Consider the following 15,909-nt stretch of genomic DNA (forward strand, 5'->3'; position numbering starts at 1 on the left):
CCGTGAAGAGCCGGCTCTCAGCGAAGTATCCACCCCTCCGCTGGTCACCAGCAGCCTCTGGTTATGAGGGCCGCCGCGTAGACCGGAGGCCGGGGGCCGGAGCCGGCGCCGCCGTCGAGGGGGTGAGGGCGCGGCGGGCGCCGTGGTAGACCGGGCGCATGGACCCGATAGCGGCACTCGAGGAGATCGCGGCACTGCTCGAGCGGGAGCGGGCCTCCCGCTACCGGGCGAAGGCGTTCCGCCGGGCGGCCGCGGTGCTGGAGGGGATGGCGTCCGCCGAGCGGGACGACCTCGCCCTCGTGCGGCGGGCCTCCGGGATCGGCGACACGACCTTCACGGTGATCGAGCAGGCGCGGTCGGGCCGGGTGCCCGACTACCTCGCGGAGCTGCGCGGCTCGGCTCCTCCGCCCGCGAGCGCCTTGCGGGGACGGCTGCGCGGCGATCTCCACAGCCACAGCGAGTGGTCCGACGGGGCGACGCCCGTCCTCGCGATGGCGGACGCGGCCCGCGCGCTCGGCCACGAGTACCTGGCGCTCACCGACCACTCGCCGCGGCTCCGGGTCGCCCACGGTCTCAGCGCGGAGCGGCTGGAGGAGCAGCTCGCCCATCTCGCGGGCCTCGACACCGGGCCCCTGCGGCTGCTCAGCGGGATCGAGGTGGACGTCCTCGAGGACGGCGCGCTCGACCAGACGGACGAACTGCTGGACCGCCTCGACGTGGTCGTCGCGAGCGCCCACTCGAAGCTGCGGCTGCGCTCCCGCGAGATGACGGCCCGGCTGGTCGCGGCGGCCTCGGATCCGCGGACCGACGTCCTCGGCCATGTCACGGGGCGGCTGGTGTCGGGCGAGCGCGGCACCCGCCCGCCGTCGACCTTCGACGCCCGGGCCGTGTTCCGGGCGTGCGCCGACCACTCCACCGCGGTCGAGATCAACGCCCGCCCCGAGCGCGAGGACCCGCCGGACGAGCTGATCGCGGTCGCGCTCGAGGAGGGCTGCCTGTTCTCGATCGACAGCGACGCGCACGCTCCGGGCCAGCTGGGCCTGCTCGACTACGGAGCCGAGCGGGCGGAGCGGCTCGGCGTCCCGGAGGAGCGGATCGTGACCACCTGGCCGGTCGAGCGGCTCCTGGAGTGGACCCGCGGCTGAGGATCCTCGCGCGTTGCGCAGACGAACTGCGGCCATCACCCCCTTGACAGGAGGCCGTACCGCGGGAGGAGATCCGACGCAAGTGGCGAAATCCCAGCCGCCCACGCGGCATGCTCGGTACCGGTCCGCTCCTCCTGGGCCGCTCCAGCGGTCGGGAGTCGCGCTCCGTCGCACTCTCCGCTCCGACAGACCAGGTGAACCATGGCCACGCAGACCGCTCTCGACGCCGTGCGCGCCGCTCCCACTCTGCTCGAGGCCGTCCGGATGGCCGACGAGCTGACGGTCGCCGCGGTGAGCGACGGTGGTGGCCGCGCGGTGCGCCTGCTCACCCGCGCAGCCCTGGACCCCTCGGACCAGCTCACTGCGATCGCGGCCGTGCACTCGCTCGCGCAGGTCTTCGACGAGGAGGCCGACCTCGCGCTGCTGATGCTGCTCGAGGACGAGCGCCCGTACCTCCGCGAGCACGCCGCCTGGGCCTTCGGCGGGCGCCTGCCCCGCCCCGCCGCGCTCGGACCGCTGCTGCGCCTGGTCCGCGACGGCGGCTTCTCGGGCATGCTCGCGCAGCGCACCGTCCTGCTCTGGGCCTCCTCGACCCCCGACCTCGTCGCCGTCGCGCTCGAGGGCGCGCTGCTCGGCGAGCGCGAAGCGGCGGCCCGGGCGCGGCTCGTCGAGACCCTGGGCCTCGTGCCCGGCGCGATCGCCGAGCGCACCCTCCTGCACGTGGCCGCCGATCGCGCGGAGGGGCTGGAGGCGCGGGCCGCCGCGACGGACGCGCTCGGCGAGCGCGGCTCCGACGACGCCGAGCTCCTGCTCACCGGCCTGGCCGAGGAGGCGGCGCCGATCGGGCCCCTCGCCCGGCTCGCCCTCGGCGACCTCGCCCCCGCACCGGCCGTGGAGGTCGGGCCGACGGTCGCGCAGCTCTTCGTCCACGCCGACATCGACGGCACCCTGACGCGGGTGGGCGCCGGCGACAACGGCGGCATCGCGACCCTGCTGGTGCGCCTGGGCGACTCCCTCGTCGAGCAGGAGGGCATCGACCGGGTGCTCACGCTCTCGCGCGGGACCCCGGCCGAGGCCGAGCGCGCGCTCGGCGAGCTGCCCGACTCCGGCCACGGCTTCGCTCCGGTCCCGTTCGTGGGGCCGCCCGTGGCCATGCCTCAGGCGTGGAGCCGACGCATCGCCGCCGAGCGCGGCATCCGCCGGATCCTGCGCGCGGCCGGCCGGGTCGACGTGCTGCACCTGCGGATGGCGGACGTCGGATCCCTCGCGGCGGCCGCGGTCGCCCGGGAGCTCGAGATCCCCGTCGTGTTCACCCTCGCTCCGGACCCGCACGCCCTGATCGCGGGCCTGGACGCCTCCGGCGCCCTCACCCGCGCGGACTTCGGTGAGCGCGACGCCGCCGAGCACTTCTGGTTCCGCGTGCGCCTGGTGCAGCGCCTGGCCGCCGACGCCGCGCACACCGTCCTCTTCCCGCGGGAGGAGCTGGCCGCGACCATCCGCGAGCTGATCGGCGTCGACATCACCGCGCACCCGGAGCGGCACACGATCGTCCCGGAGGGGATCGACGTCGGCCTGGTCGAGCGCGGCGAGTCGGCCGCACGGGCCTCCGCCGCCGGTGAGCCGGTCGCGCTGGACGAGGGCGGGGACCTGGCCTCGCTCGAAATCCTGCTGGAGGAGCTGCCCGAGCACCGCCGCGGCCTCCCGCTGCTGCTCAGCGTGGGCCGCCTGCACCGGGTGAAGGGGATGGCGGCGCTCGCCGAGGCCTGGGCGTCCGACCCCTCGCTCCGGGAGCGCGCCAACCTGCTCCTGGTCGGCGGCGACCTCGCCGACCCGAGTCCCGACGAGCGCGAGCAGCTCGACCGCATCCGCGCCGTCGCGTCCGACGGGCTGCTCCTGGCCGGCCACCGCCCGAACGGGACCGTGGCCCGCTGGCTCGGCGCGATCCGGCACGGCCGACCGGGGCTCTCTGCTCCGGGAGGCGCCTACATCTGCGCGAGCGTCAAGGAGGAGTTCGGCATCGCCCTCCTCGAGGCGCTCTCCGCAGGACTGGTCGTCGTCGCTCCGGCGACAGGCGGGCCCGCGACCTACGTCGAGGAGGGGGAGACCGGCTTCCTGGTCGACACCGCCGACCCGGCGGCGCTCGCCGCCGGCGCCGCCGCCGCACTGGATCTCGCAGGAGGGCCTCTCGGCGAGCACGCCGTAGCCCGCGGGCACGCGATGGTCGCCGAGCGCTACACGGTGCAGGCCATGGCTCATGCCCTCTCGGGCGTCTACGCGCACGCGACCGCGGACCAGGAGCGTCCTCTCCGCTCGCCGCTCGTGCTGGGGGCCTCGTGACCCTGCTGATCATCAGCCCCGACTACGCGTCGCACCTGCTGCCGCTGGCGACCCTCGGCACGGCGTGGCAGGAGGCGGGCGAGCGCGTCGTCGTGGCCACCGGCGACGCGACGCGCTCCATCGTCGACGGCTTCGGATTCGAGCACACCGCGCTCCGGCTGGGGCGCGGCTCCAACCCGGGCACGATCCGCGCGGAGGAGCAGGCGCCCGACGAGGGCGCGTCCCTCCGCGGCTTCTTCGACGCCACCCGGCGCGGGATGGTCCCGACCCTCGCCTACCAGGCGCGGGAGCGGCTCACCGACCTGCTCTGGGATCCGGCCGGCGTCGCCGCGCGCCTGCGCGTGATCCTCGACGAGGTGCAGCCCGACGCGATCGTGGTCGACCACCTCGCCTTCACCGCGCGCGTGGCGCTGAAGGCACTCCGCGTGCCCTACGGCGACGTCGTGCTCGGCCACCCCAGCGCGCTCACGGTGCCCGGCGAGGTCTACGGCTTCCCCCCGGTCTGGCCGGACGCCTTCGCTCCGGAGCCGGACGACCTCGATGCGCTCCGCTCCCTCTGCGAGCGTGTGCGCGACTCTTTCACCGCGGAGTGGAACGCCGCCCTCACCACCCTCGACCCCGGGGCGGCGCCCAGCGCCGACGCCTTCGCCGAGAGCGGCGACGTCCTGCTGCTCAACTACCCGGGCGAGCTCCACGACTCGGCCCGCACCGCTCAGCTGCCGCCGCACGCGTTCCTCGGCTCCGCAGTCCGCGAGGAGCCCGACGACGCGGAGGTCGAGGAGTGGCTCGCCGCGTCCGAGGATCCGGTCGTCTACGTGAGCTTCGGCAGCTTCCTCTCGGTGCGCGACGACGTGCTCGCCCGGGTCGTCGAGGCCCTGGCCGGCGTCGAGGTCGGGCGCAGGCCCGTCCGGGTGGCTCTCGCCTCCGGCGCGACCGAGCGCTCGGCTCTGGGCGAGATCCCCGAGGGCTGGCTGGTCCGCGGCTTCCTGCCGCAGGTCGCGCTCCTGCGCCGGGCCGCGCTCGCGGTCAGCCACGGCGGCAACAACAGCGTCACGGAGGCGATGACCGCGGGCGTGCCGCTCGTCGTCCTGCCGTTCTCGACGGACCAGTTCGCGGGGGCGGCCGCGCTCGAGGACGCCGGGTTCGCCGCCGTGCTCGACCCCAACGCCGCATCCGCGGGAGAGCTCGCGGAGGCTGCGCGGCGGATGCTCGCACTCGACGCTCCCGCCCGGGAACGGCTGACGGCGCTCGCCGAGGGCCTCGCCCGCGAGACGGGGCCGCAGCGGGCCCTCTCCGCCCTGAGCGGAGCGACCGTCCAGCGCTAGCCTGGGCCGATGGTCGAGCCGACACCCCAGGACGCGCCCCTGCGCGCCGAGCGGGACGCTGGGCGGGCGGAGCCGATGCTGCGCGCTCTCGGCGCGTTCGGGCGCTTCGAGGGGATCGTCCCTCCGCTGTTCGAGGCGGCCGTGCGGATCCTGCACCCCTCCGACGACCCGCCCCGGCGCTGGCGCGAGGTCGCCGAGCGGGAGGGGACGCTCCTGCATCCGCTCGCGCAGTGGTACTCGCTCACCGGCGAGCATCCCGACGAGTACCCGGAGCCCCGCCTCGGAGTGCTCCCGCTCGACGAGCTCGCGGCCGTCGCCGCCGTGCTCGCGGAGCACACGAGCGCTCCCGAGGACTGCCTGGCGGTGTTCTGGGAGGGGTTCGGCGTGCTGAGCGGCGGGTCGCGAATCCTGATCTCCCGCGCGGACGCCTCGGACGAGCTGCCCGAGTGGATGAGCGACACCCGGCCGACCGGCTGGGAGCACCCCGAGACCGCCGCCGCGGCGACGGTCGAGCTGCCGGGGCGGGAGGGGCCTCTGCTCTCGCTCGACGTCAGGGTGCTCGAGGACACCGCGTGGGCGCGTGCGGCGGGCTTCGCCGACGCCTCCGGGCTCGTCGTGCAGACTCCGCTCGCGCTCTGGCCGGAGGACCGGGCCTGGTACCTCGCGAGCGAGGTCGACTTCGACTCGACGCTGATCGGCGGCTCGCGCGCCCTCGTCGACGACCTGCTGCGGCTCTCCGCCGCGGGGCGCATCGAGGCGCTCCTCCTGCCGGATCAGGTGGACCTCACGAGCACCGGTGACCGGCTCAACCCGAGGCGGCGGTGACGGGGTGAGCGACGAGGACGACGAGCGCTGGCTCGTGGTGAAGGGCCGCCGATGGCGGCGCACCGACCCCTCGCTGCCGGAGGACGTGGTCGCCGGCCTCACCTCGCACCTCGGGCGCGGGCGCTCGGGAGTGCGCTCGGCCAGGATGCACGAGGACGCGGAGGCGGAGGCGCTGGCGCGCAGGAGGATCGGGCTCGCCAAGCACGGGCTGGGCGAGCGCGGACCGGCATGGTGGGACGAGCCCGAGGCCGATCGTCTCGAGCGCGCCCGCGAGGCGCTGCGGGCGCTCGAGGAGCTCGACGCTCCGGAGGACTGACTCGGCTTCTGCATCCCCCGAGCGTGCTCGTCGGGCGAGGCGGGCGGGGAGTGCCCGAGCGGATCCGGGGAAAGCGCGCGGAACCGCGGCCTGTGGAGGAGGACCGCCCCCGCCGAGGCCGCCCGCCGAGCCCGCCCGCCGAGGCCGCGAGCCGAGCCCGCCCGCGCCTAGCGGAACCTCACCACGAAGCCGTCCTCCGGCCCGGTCGGGAAGCTCTGCAGGCTCACGCGCAGATCCTGCCCGTCCTCGACGTCGTACGGGTGCCCCGCGGCCAGGAGCTCCAGCGCCGCGGACAGCAGGTCGACGGTCGCCGGCTCGCCCGGGCACCGGTGGTCGCCTCCGTAGTGCCCGCTGCCCTGGGCGATGAAGCCGTTGCGGTCGACCGGCGACCGGAACCGCTCCGGGTCGAAGCGGCCCGGCGCCTCCCAGTGCGAGCCGTGGTCCGTCGCGTAGAGGTCGAGCAGCATCCACTGCCCCGCGGGAAGCGTCTCGCCGCGGAAGTCCAGCTCCCGTCGGGCCCTTCCTCCGACCATCGGGAAGAACGGGTAGAAGCGCCGCACCTCGTTCGCGAACGCGACGCGCTCCTCCTGGTCGGCGAGCCGCTCGCGCCACTCCGGATGCCGGTGCAGCGCGAGCGCCGCCAGCATCACGAAGCGCCCCACCGCGACCGTGGGCCGCAGCAGGTTGATCAGCTCCACCGCGGCGACCTCGACGGGCAGGAGGCCGCCGTCCTCCTTCTCGTGCGCGATCCGGTGCAGGGGAGTCGGGGAGGGTCCGGCCGTCCGGTTCGCCTCGATCAGGCCGCGCGCCCACCGCTCGGTCGAGCGGCGGCGGAGTCGCGCGGCCCAGTTGGGCGGGCCGAAGCGCCCGGCGTTGTCGATCATCGCCCGGAGCTCGTCCGTGCGCCGCAGCACCTCCTCCTCGTCGGCCTCGATGCCGGCCCACGACAGGACCGCGCGGCCCAGGACCTCGGCGGCGACGTCCTGGAGGCGGACCCGCTCGCCGGTCAGCCGGGCGGCGGACGCCTGCCACTCCCGCGCGAAGGCCGAGACCAGCCTCGACCGCTGCTCGGGCGTCTCCACCAGATCCAGGAACATCCGCTTCCGCCTCCGGTGCGGCTCGTCCTCGAGGGTCTGCACGCTGCCCTCGTCCTGCAGGAGGTGCAGCACGGAGCCGGGCAGCGCGCCCTCGCGGTCGAAGCGCCCGCCCTCGTAGAAGAAGCGCGCCGCCTCGATGCCGCGCGCCATGATCACGGGCCGTCCGAGGATCCGGGTGCGGAACGCGTCCGCGCCCACGTCGTCGAAGCGCCGCGTCCCGAAGAGGTAGCCGTCGGCGAGGACGGCCATGCTGCTGTCGATCGCGGGGAGGACGGGGATCGAGGCGGCGATCAGCCGGCCGATCCCTCGGTGTCGTCGCCCTCGGCCTGCGAGGGCTTGTCGACGCCCGCGTCGTCGACGTGGTCGTGGTTCTGCGGGTTCTCCTGCGGCTGCTCGGTCCGGTCGGTCATGGTGCTCCTCTCGCGTCGGCGCGGTGCGCGCCTCGCGGCCACGGTAGGAAGAGCGCGGCGGACCCGGGTACCCCGTTGACTCGCGGGGGAGGGGCGGGCAGACTCCGCCGCCCTCAGCGCCTCCGCAGGAGGACCGGCGCGGTCGCCCAGACCACGGCGAGCAGCAGCAGCACGCCTCCGCCCGCCCAGAGGCCTGCCGGCCCGCCCAGCACGACGTCGAACACGAAGCCCACGACTCCGACGAACAGCAGCGATCCCGCCGCGAGGCACACCGTGACCACCCGGTTGCCGAACCGCACCAGCTCGGCCTTCCTCCGCCGCTGGAACAGCAGCCGGTGGGCGATGACGGGCGCCAGCGCCAGGATCGTGACGCACGCGGCGAGCAGGACGAGCACGAGGTAGAGCGCCACGTCGGGCGGCGCGAGGTCGGCGAAGCGCTGCTGGAAGCACAGCGTCAGCAGGAAGCCGCCCAGGATCTGCGTGCCGGTCTGCACGACCCGCAGCTCCTGCAGGATCTCGTTCCAGTTGCGGTCGGATCGCTCCTCCACCGTCTCGTCGCGACCGGAGTCGGGGGCGGAGGGGTCGACGGGTCGGTCGCTCATGGAACGAGGGTAGAGCTCAGGCGAGCAGGGACTCCGCCAGCGAGATCGCCCCGCGCACCCCGGACTCGTCGCCGAGGGCCGGGCGCACGATGCGGATCCGCCCGCCGCCCGTCCCCGTCGCTCCGGGCGCGCCCATCAGCCGCTCGACCTCGGCCTCGACCGCGGGGACGAGCCCCGGCGTCTTCGACACGCCTCCGCCGACGACCGCGAGCCGCACGCCCGCGACGTAGGCGAGCGTCGTGACCAGCTGCGCGAGGTAGTAGGAGCTGAAGCGGAGGTTCGCGGCTGCCTCCTCGGTGCCGAGGCGGGAGCCGTCGACGCCCCAGCGCGCCGAGATCGCGGGACCGGCGACAAGGCCCTCGAGGCAGTCGCCGTGGAACGGGCAGGTGCCGGCGAAGCCGTCCTCGGGGTGGCGGCGGGGCAGCAGGTGCGCGACCTCGGGCCAGCCGCTGCCGGCGAGGAGCCGTCCGCCCGCGATCACGCCGCCGCCGACTCCGGTGCCGACGGTCAGGTAGACGAAGTCGTCGACTCCGGCCCCGGCGCCCCAGCGGGCCTCGCCCAGGGCGGCTCCGTTGACGTCGGTGACCAGCGCGAGCCGGGCGCCCGGTGCGGCCGCGCCGATCGGGCCGAGGACGTCGGTGCCCTCCCAGCCGAGCTTCGGCGTGGAGGTGAGGTGCCCGTAGGTCGGCGAGCCGGGGTCGATGTCGAGCGGGCCGAAGGAGGCGACGCCGACCGCGGCGACGGTGCCGTCGACTCCGTGGCCGCTGACGAAGCCGGCCAGATCGGCGAGAGTCTCGGCGGGCCCGCGGGTCGGCAGGGTCGTCGTCGCGAGGATCCGCTCGGGATCAGCGGCGTCGGCGACCGCCGCGACGACCTTCGTGCCCCCGGTCTCGATGCCGACGAGGAGGGGACGGTCGGCGGTGGCGCTCATGGATCTCCAGGGCTCGTGCGGTGCGTCTCGGGTCTCAGCAGGCGGACAGCGAGCGCACCTGCGCCGACAGGGTCAGGGGGCTGCCGAGGAGCAGCACCTGATCGAGGTCGTGGCCCTGCATCTTCACACGGGTGCTGCGCGGCAGGCAGGTCGGCTCGCTGAGGTAGAGCGGGGCGCCCTGCTTCGCGGCGACCGGGCCGACGGCCAGCGCGTCGGCGAAGCCGGTGGCGGTCGCGAGGTAGACGGTGTCGCCCAGCTCGGACGGCGGGAAGACGTCGTTGAGGTGTCGGCTGGTGTCGTGGCGGTCCGTCCCGGCGATGCGCGACACGGTGTCGGCGATCTTCGCGGCGCGCAGGTCTGCCTCGACGGCGGTCGAGATCGACGGCGCGCCGCCGAGCAGCTGCACGGAGGAGGGGTCGAGTCCGGCGAGGGTGTCGCGGGTCGGCTGGTCGAGGCGCGAGCGGGCGCCGTCGACGAGGAGGACGGGCTCGGCGCGGCGGCCGGCGATCGGCGCGACCGAGAGGGCGTCCGGGAAGTTGGTGCCGGTCGCGACGAAGACGTTCTCGTAGCTGCCGTCGGGGAAGGCGTCCTCGACGATCCGGCGCGAGGTGTCGTAGCGGTCGACGCCCTCGATGCGCTCGGTCGGGATCCCGAGGGCCTTCACCTGCTGGAGCACCGACTCGCTCACGGAGAGGGCGCTGCCGACCACGACGATCCGCTGCGGGGCGAGGCGGCGCAGCTCGGCCGCCACCACGGCGGGCAGGACGCTCGGGTCGGTGAGCAGGAGGGCGCCGCCCTGCTTCGCGGCGGCGGGGCCGGCGCTCAGCGCGTCCGGCCAGTTCGCTCCGCTGGCGAGGTAGACGACGGGGGCGCCGTCGGCGAATCCGGAGGCGGTCACCGCGACGGCGGTCGCGTACCGGTCCGTCCCGGCGAGGCGGGCGACGTCGGAGGAGTAGGCGGACGGGAAGAAGTCGATGCCGCTGCGGCCGCCCGGCGGCACGGAGACGACCGCGCGCTCGTCGAGGCGGGCCAGGCGCGAGAAGTACTGGTCGTCGTAGGCGGGGTACCCCGGCTCCACGAGGCGCAGGAGGTAGTCGCCGGCGGGCAGGGCGAGGTCGCCCGTGTCCCACGCGCGGGCGGCGCCGGGGGCTCCGGTGACGGGGACGGTGTCGAGCAGCGAGTACGTCCCTCCGTCGACCCACCAGGCCTGCACGTCGAAGGAGGGGGAGGAGACGCCGGGGACCGCGTCGGCGGTGACCGATCCGGACAGCTCGGCGGTGCGCAGGAGGGAGATGGCGACGGACTCGTCGGTCCCCCGGGTCGTCCTCGCGGCCTCGGCGACCGGCGTGTCGCCGAACCAGGTCGGGTACCAGTCGTCGCTGCCGATCAGGTTCGCGCGGACGGTGAGGGGCTCGCCGCCGGGAACGGGGAGGGAGAAGTCCGCGCCCGTGTTCGCCTGGGCGACCACGTCCCCTTCGGCGTCCTCGACCTGGACGTAGAAGGACGGGTTCTCGGGGGCGGGGTGCTCCTCGTCGGCGTCGCGGAGCGCGATGGTGCCGGAGAGGACGACCTCGGCGGCCGCCTCCTGCGCGGCGCTCGCGCCCGGGAGATCGGGGGCGGCGACGGCCGGACCGGCGGCGAGGCCGGCCAGCAGGAGAGCGGAGACGCCGATCGCGGCGAGGGGGCGTGCGGGCACGGCGGGCCTTTCGGCAGGATCCGCGGGAGGCCGCGGCGGACACGGTGTCTGAATGCTAGCCGCCGCCCGCCTCCGGGCGAGGGCGGGTGTCGGCAAGATGGGCCCCCGTCCGGGGGACGATGGTGGTGGATTCCCGGGGCCGCCGGAGGAGTCCGCGCGAGCAGGCTCCCCGGCGACCCGGGTCGGATCCCCTACTTGACGACCGCTGCGGTGGTGGCGGAGGTGCGCGTCGCCGTCGTGTAGTCGGCCTTCTTGCCGGTGACGGTCACCGTGATCTTCTTCCCCACCGTGGCGCTGGTCGGCTTGTAGGTGGCGGAGGTCGCCCCGGAGATCGCGGTGCCGTTCGCCTTCCACTGGTAGGTGAGGGCCACCGGCGAGGGTCCCCACGTGCCCGGCTTGGCGGTCAGGGTGGAGCCGACCTTCGCGGTGCCGGTGATCGTCGGGGTCGCGGCGGAGAGGGTGCCCGCCACCACGGCGCTCGTCTTCGCGGAGGTCTTCGTCACAGCGGTGAATCCGGACTTCGACCCCGTGACCGTCACGGTGATCGTCTTCCCGAGAGTGGCGCCGGTCGGCGTGTACGTCGCGGACGTCGCCCCGCTCAGAGCGGTGCCGTTCGCCTTCCACTGGTAGGCGAGGGCGACGGGGGAGGGACCCCAGGTGCCGGGCTTCGCGGTGAGGGTCGAGCCGACCTTCGCCGTGCCGCTGATGGTCGGCGTCGCGGCGGTGATCGCGCCGCCGGTCACGGCAGCGGTCCCGGAGGAGACCCGCGTGGTCGAGACGTAGCCCGACTTCGAGCCCGTGACGGCGACGGTGATCACCCTGCCCGCGTCGCCCGCGACCGGACGGTACGTGGTGCCGGTCGCCCCGCTGATCGCGGTGCCGTTCGCGCGCCACTGGTACGCGAGTGCCACGGGGGAGGGACCCCAGGTGCCGGCGCTCGTCGTGAGCGTCGAGCCGACCGCGGCGGTGCCGGTGACGGTCGGCGTCGCGGCGGTGAGGGCGGTGCCGCCGATGCGCACGACGGTCGATGCCGCCCCGCTGTCGCCTCCGGCGTTGATCGCGCTGACGCTCATCGTGTAGGTGGCGCCCGCCGCCAGGTGCGTGAACGTGAAGGAGCGGGCGGTGGCGGCGACCGTCGTCGACCACGGACCGGCGCCCGCGTTGTCGACGCCGTTGCGCGAGACGCGGTAGCCGGTGATCGCCGGGTTGCCGGCCGACTCCGGAGGCGCCCAGGAGATCGTCGCGGATCGCACGCTGTCGTTCGTGGTGCCGGCGACGCGCGTGGGAACGGACGGGGCTTCGTACGGGTCGGCGGTCTGGACGAAGGTCGTCGGGGAACTGCTGCCGAGCGCGTTGATGGCCTGGACGGTGAAGGAGTAGGACGTGTTGGGCCGGAGGTTCGTGAAGGTCTGCGAGCGGCGGTCGGCCGAGACGACGGTCGACCAGGGGCCGCTGCCGGCCGCGTCTGTGCCGTTGCGGCTGACTCTGTAGCCCGTGATGGGGCTGCCGCCGTCGTAGTACGGGGCGTCCCACTGGACCGTGATGGAGGTGCCGGAGGAGTCGGCGTACACGCCGCCAGGCGAATAGGGCGCCGAGATGTCGGCGCCGAAGGTGGCGCAAGAGGCGGGAGAGTCCGCATAGGTGTTGTGGTCTCCCCCTTCGTACGACTCCTCGCTCTCAGAGGCCGCCCAGAGGCAGAAGACGTACCGGTGGTGGGGCAGGTACGGGAAGTCGTAGGAGGTGTCTGAAAATGGAAGGCTGCCATCAAAGTAGCCGTGGTCGGTCGGGTCGTCGGATGACGCCAAGTCGTTGATGGTGTAGCGGTACTCGTCGAAGTTGCAGGCCTGGCCATTGACCGACGGTCGTGCCCATCGGGCGGAAGCCAGATACGTGGACGCGTCCGCTGCAACGCTCAAATCTCCCGGTGCGGGGACGTCCCAGAAGTGCAAGAACGAGGCTTCGCTCGGCGAGCTCTGCGTCGACGACGCAACGAGCGGCAGGCCGTCGGTGCCGCCCGCGAAGGGCGCCCGGAGGTCGGTCACGCTCGACACCTCGAAGGCATAGTTCTTCTGCGAGCGGGGGAGGTTGATCGTGGCGGTCGTGGTCTTCCCGGTCTCGACGAGGCTCACCGAATAGGACTTCCCGTAGTTGTCTTCGTAGTAGTAGGCCGAGTAGCGGGCGGACACGTGGATCCGATATCCGGCCGTCGCCGACGCGGACGGCGTCCAGGAGACGGTGACCGCATCGGTGCAGTCGTTGTCGGTCACGGTCACGTTCGTCGGCGCAGCCGGCGATTCCGCGGCCTGGGCCGGGGTCGCGACGAAGAGGGAGAGGAGCAGGGCGAGGAAAAGGGAGACGCTGAGGGTCTTCGTTCGCATGGAGGAGGGCATCCGGATTCGTCGGAGCGAGAAGGCCGACGACTGTCGGGCCGGAGGGATCGTCCCATGCCGCTTATCGCTGCACTAAGTCCCCCATTCAGGGCGGAATTCGACGGATTCGACAGATGTCATCAGCGCGATGACAAGAGAGAGGGATAAGGCCTTCTCGCCGAGAGGCGCAACGTCGTTGCTCCGAAAGCCCCTGCCTCAGGGCGGGGAAGAGGATCCGCGGCGGCATCACAGTGCCCCGCGCGAGAGCCGCGGTGGTTTCCCGCGCCGCACCCACCGTTCACGCGCGTTCCGTGCGCCCCACGGCGAGAACCGCACGATCGGCGCGTGCAAGACTGGGCGTGAGCGTGCTCCATCCCGCTGCGTCACGCGCGGGGCACGGAGCCACTGGACCCGGTCCGCTCATCCGCATCCTTTCGCAGGAGGACTCGAATGACCGATACCGCCGTGCTCGCCGAGGCACCCGCCCGAACCCCCGTCGCGAAGACGATCCTGATGTGCCGTCCCGAGCACTTCACCGTCGTCTACCGCATCAATCCGTGGATGGACCCGCAGGTCCCCACCGACACCTCCCTCGCCGTCCGGCAGTGGCAGACCCTCCACGACACCTACGCCGACCTCGGCTTCACGATCGAGCTGATCGAGCCCGAGGCCGGACTGCCGGACATGGTCTACGCAGCCAACGGCGGATTCGTGATCGACGGCATCGCCTACGGTGCCTCCTTCACCTACCCCGAGCGCCAGCCCGAGGGCCCGGCGTACATGGACTGGTTCCGCTCGGCCGGCTTCGACGTCCGCGTCCCCGAGGAGGTCAACGAGGGCGAGGGCGACTTCCTCCTCGTCGGCGAGCGGATCCTCGCCGGCACGGGCTTCCGCTCCGCCTCCGACTCGCACGCCGAGGTCGCCCGCGTCTTCGGCCGCGAGGTCGTCACGCTCGAGCTCGTGAACCCGTCGTTCTACCACCTCGACACCGCGATCGCCGTGCTCGACGACACGAACATCGCCTACCTTCCGAGCGCGTTCAGCGAGGAGGGCAACCGCACCCTCCGCGAGCTCTACCCCGACGCGATCCTCGTCTCGGAGGAGGACGCGTCCGTGCTCGGGCTGAACTCCTTCTCCGACGGCCTCAACGTCGTCATCGCGTCCCGTGCGACGGGCTTCGAGCGCCAGCTGCGCGAGCGCGGCTACAACCCGATCGGCGTCGACCTGTCCGAGCTGCTGCTCGGCGGCGGCGGCGTGAAGTGCTGCACGCTCGAGCTGCGCCGCTGACCCACTCCCCGTGGTCGGCGACCAGCAGCGCCGACCCACCCTCCACTGTCCACGATCCGTCGCACTCGACGCCGAGTGCGACGACTCCTGGAGAGTCGATCGTCCCCTCAGGAGGAACGACATGAGCATCACCGACACCGACACCGCCCGCTCCGCCGCCCTCATCGCCGCGGAGGAGGAGCACGCCGCCCACAACTACCACCCGCTGCCCGTCGTCGCGGCCACCGGCGACGGCGCCTGGATCACCGACGTCGAGGGCGTCCGCTACCTCGACTGCCTCGCCGCCTACTCCGCCGTGAACTTCGGCCACTCGCACCCGGTGCTGCTGGAGGCGGCCCGCGAGCAGCTCGGCCGCGTCACCCTGACCAGCCGCGCGTTCCACAACGACCGCCTCGGCCCGTTCGTCACGGCGCTCGCCGCGCTCGCCGGCAAGGACATGGTCCTGCCGATGAACACGGGCGCGGAGGCGGTCGAGTCGGGCATCAAGGTCGCCCGCGCCTGGGGCTACCGGGTCAAGGGCGTCGCTCCGGGCCGGGCGAACATCGTCGTCGCGGCGGGCAACTTCCACGGCCGCACGACCACGATCATCTCGTTCAGCGACGACGCGGAGGCGCGCGACGGCTTCGCCCCGTTCACGCCCGGATTCCGCACGGTCCCGTTCGGCGACGCGGAAGTCCTCGAGGCCGCGATCGACGACGACACCGTGGCGGTGCTGATCGAGCCGATCCAGGGCGAGGCGGGCATCGTCGTGCCGCCGGCCGACTACCTCCCGGCCGTCCGCGAGATCACCGCGCGCCGCAACGTCCTCTTCATCGCGGATGAGATCCAGTCCGGCCTCGGCCGCACCGGCGCCACCTTCGCCTGCGACCTGGTCGGAGTCGTCCCCGACGTCTACCTGCTCGGCAAGGCGCTCGGCGGCGGCATCGTCCCCGTCTCGGCCGTGGTCGCGGACGCCGACGTGCTCGGCGTCCTGCAGCCGGGCCAGCACGGCTCCACCTTCGGCGGCAACCCGCTCGCCGCGGCCGTCGGCCTCGCAGTCGTCGAGATGCTCGCGACCGGCGAGTACCAGGCCCTCGCCCGCGAGCGCGGCGCGCAGTTGCACGCCCGCCTCGAGGCGCTGATCGGCCGCGGAGTGGTCGCCGTCCGCGGCGCCGGACTCTGGGCCGGCATCGACATCGACCCGCGGCTCGCCTCGGGCCGCGCCGTCTGCGAGGCCCTGATGGCCCGCGGGGTGCTGGCCAAGGACACGCACGGCTCGACGATCCGCCTGGCGCCGCCGCTCGTGGTCACCGCTGCCGAGATCGACTTCGCCGTCGACGAGCTGGAGGCCGTGCTCGAGTCGCTGCGCTGAGGCGCACCGTCCTCCCTCCGCGAGGTGCCGCTCCGGTCCGCGACACGCCGTGTCCGGCGTGCCCGAACGGCATCCCGCGGGAGGGGGAGGGACGTGTTGAGACGGGACGTCTCGACGTCGCGGCAGGCCGTCGCCGCTCTGCGATACTCGCGCGATGAGCACACCTCTCCCGCCGGAGAACACCCCGCCCTCGTCCCCCGACCAACCCGCCGCAGGCC

12 protein-coding genes are annotated in these 15,909 nt (G+C 73.9%); 7 read left to right on the forward strand and 5 right to left on the reverse strand.

Annotated elements, in window-relative coordinates; all coding sequences use genetic code 11:
• The first annotated feature begins 158 nt into the window (after window positions 1-158).
• The 5 genes from C5C30_RS16790 to C5C30_RS16810 all read left to right on the forward strand — a co-directional run bounded on the left by C5C30_RS16790 (window position 159) and on the right by C5C30_RS16810 (window position 5,948).
• Window positions 159-1,145 (forward strand): PHP domain-containing protein, encoded by a 987-nt coding sequence (locus C5C30_RS16790; protein ID WP_104334145.1) that lies wholly within the window; start codon window positions 159-161, stop codon window positions 1,143-1,145.
• 201 nt (window positions 1,146-1,346) lie between these two features.
• The gene (locus C5C30_RS16795; protein WP_104334146.1) at window positions 1,347-3,482 is read left to right on the forward strand and encodes a glycosyltransferase; all 2,136 of its coding nucleotides are present in this window, start codon (window positions 1,347-1,349) and stop codon (window positions 3,480-3,482) included.
• Complete coding sequence (locus tag C5C30_RS16800) at window positions 3,479-4,807, forward strand: glycosyltransferase (protein WP_104334147.1); 1,329 nt, start codon at window positions 3,479-3,481, stop codon at window positions 4,805-4,807. The genes C5C30_RS16795 and C5C30_RS16800 overlap by 4 nt, the downstream gene beginning before the upstream one ends.
• Window positions 4,808-4,816: 9 nt before the next feature.
• Window positions 4,817-5,632, forward strand: coding sequence for a hypothetical protein (locus C5C30_RS16805; RefSeq protein WP_104334148.1), 816 nt, complete (start codon window positions 4,817-4,819; stop codon window positions 5,630-5,632).
• 4 nt (window positions 5,633-5,636) lie between these two features.
• A complete protein-coding gene (locus C5C30_RS16810; protein WP_104334149.1) occupies window positions 5,637-5,948 on the forward strand; it encodes a biopolymer transporter Tol in 312 nt (103 codons plus the stop codon).
• A 167-nt stretch (window positions 5,949-6,115) separates the two neighbouring features.
• On the opposite strand, the gene C5C30_RS16815 is transcribed toward C5C30_RS16810, so the two are convergent.
• The 5 genes from C5C30_RS16815 to C5C30_RS16845 all read right to left on the reverse strand — a co-directional run bounded on the left by C5C30_RS16815 (window position 6,116) and on the right by C5C30_RS16845 (window position 13,062).
• Window positions 6,116-7,294: a cytochrome P450 gene (locus C5C30_RS16815; protein ID WP_104334150.1), complete on the reverse strand. Its 1,179-nt coding sequence runs from the start codon at window positions 7,292-7,294 to the stop codon at window positions 6,116-6,118.
• Window positions 7,295-7,568: 274 nt separating this feature from the next.
• A complete protein-coding gene (locus C5C30_RS16820) occupies window positions 7,569-8,057 on the reverse strand; it encodes a DUF6328 family protein (protein WP_104223741.1) in 489 nt (162 codons plus the stop codon).
• A 16-nt stretch (window positions 8,058-8,073) separates the two neighbouring features.
• Window positions 8,074-8,988, reverse strand: coding sequence for an ROK family protein (locus tag C5C30_RS16825; protein WP_104247415.1), 915 nt, complete (start codon window positions 8,986-8,988; stop codon window positions 8,074-8,076).
• 34 nt (window positions 8,989-9,022) lie between these two features.
• A complete protein-coding gene (locus tag C5C30_RS17460) occupies window positions 9,023-10,684 on the reverse strand; it encodes a cell wall-binding repeat-containing protein (RefSeq protein ID WP_146081574.1) in 1,662 nt (553 codons plus the stop codon).
• Window positions 10,685-10,875: 191 nt separating this feature from the next.
• Window positions 10,876-13,062 (reverse strand): fibronectin type III domain-containing protein, encoded by a 2,187-nt coding sequence (locus tag C5C30_RS16845; protein ID WP_181131616.1) that lies wholly within the window; start codon window positions 13,060-13,062, stop codon window positions 10,876-10,878.
• Window positions 13,063-13,503: 441 nt separating this feature from the next.
• Here C5C30_RS16845 and ddaH point away from each other — a divergent pair, with 441 nt between their 5' ends.
• Together ddaH and rocD are read left to right on the forward strand one after the other, a co-directional pair.
• Window positions 13,504-14,340, forward strand: coding sequence for a dimethylargininase (gene ddaH, locus C5C30_RS16850; RefSeq protein ID WP_104260862.1), 837 nt, complete (start codon window positions 13,504-13,506; stop codon window positions 14,338-14,340).
• A gap of 121 nt (window positions 14,341-14,461) precedes the next feature.
• Entirely contained in the window at window positions 14,462-15,691 is a 1,230-nt protein-coding gene (rocD, locus tag C5C30_RS16855) for an ornithine--oxo-acid transaminase (RefSeq protein ID WP_181131618.1), read from the forward strand.
• The last annotated feature ends 218 nt before the right edge of the window (window positions 15,692-15,909 follow it).

Origin of the sequence: Rathayibacter sp. AY2B5, from assembly GCF_002931645.1 — a bacterium.
Lineage (GTDB): Bacteria > Actinomycetota > Actinomycetes > Actinomycetales > Microbacteriaceae > Rathayibacter.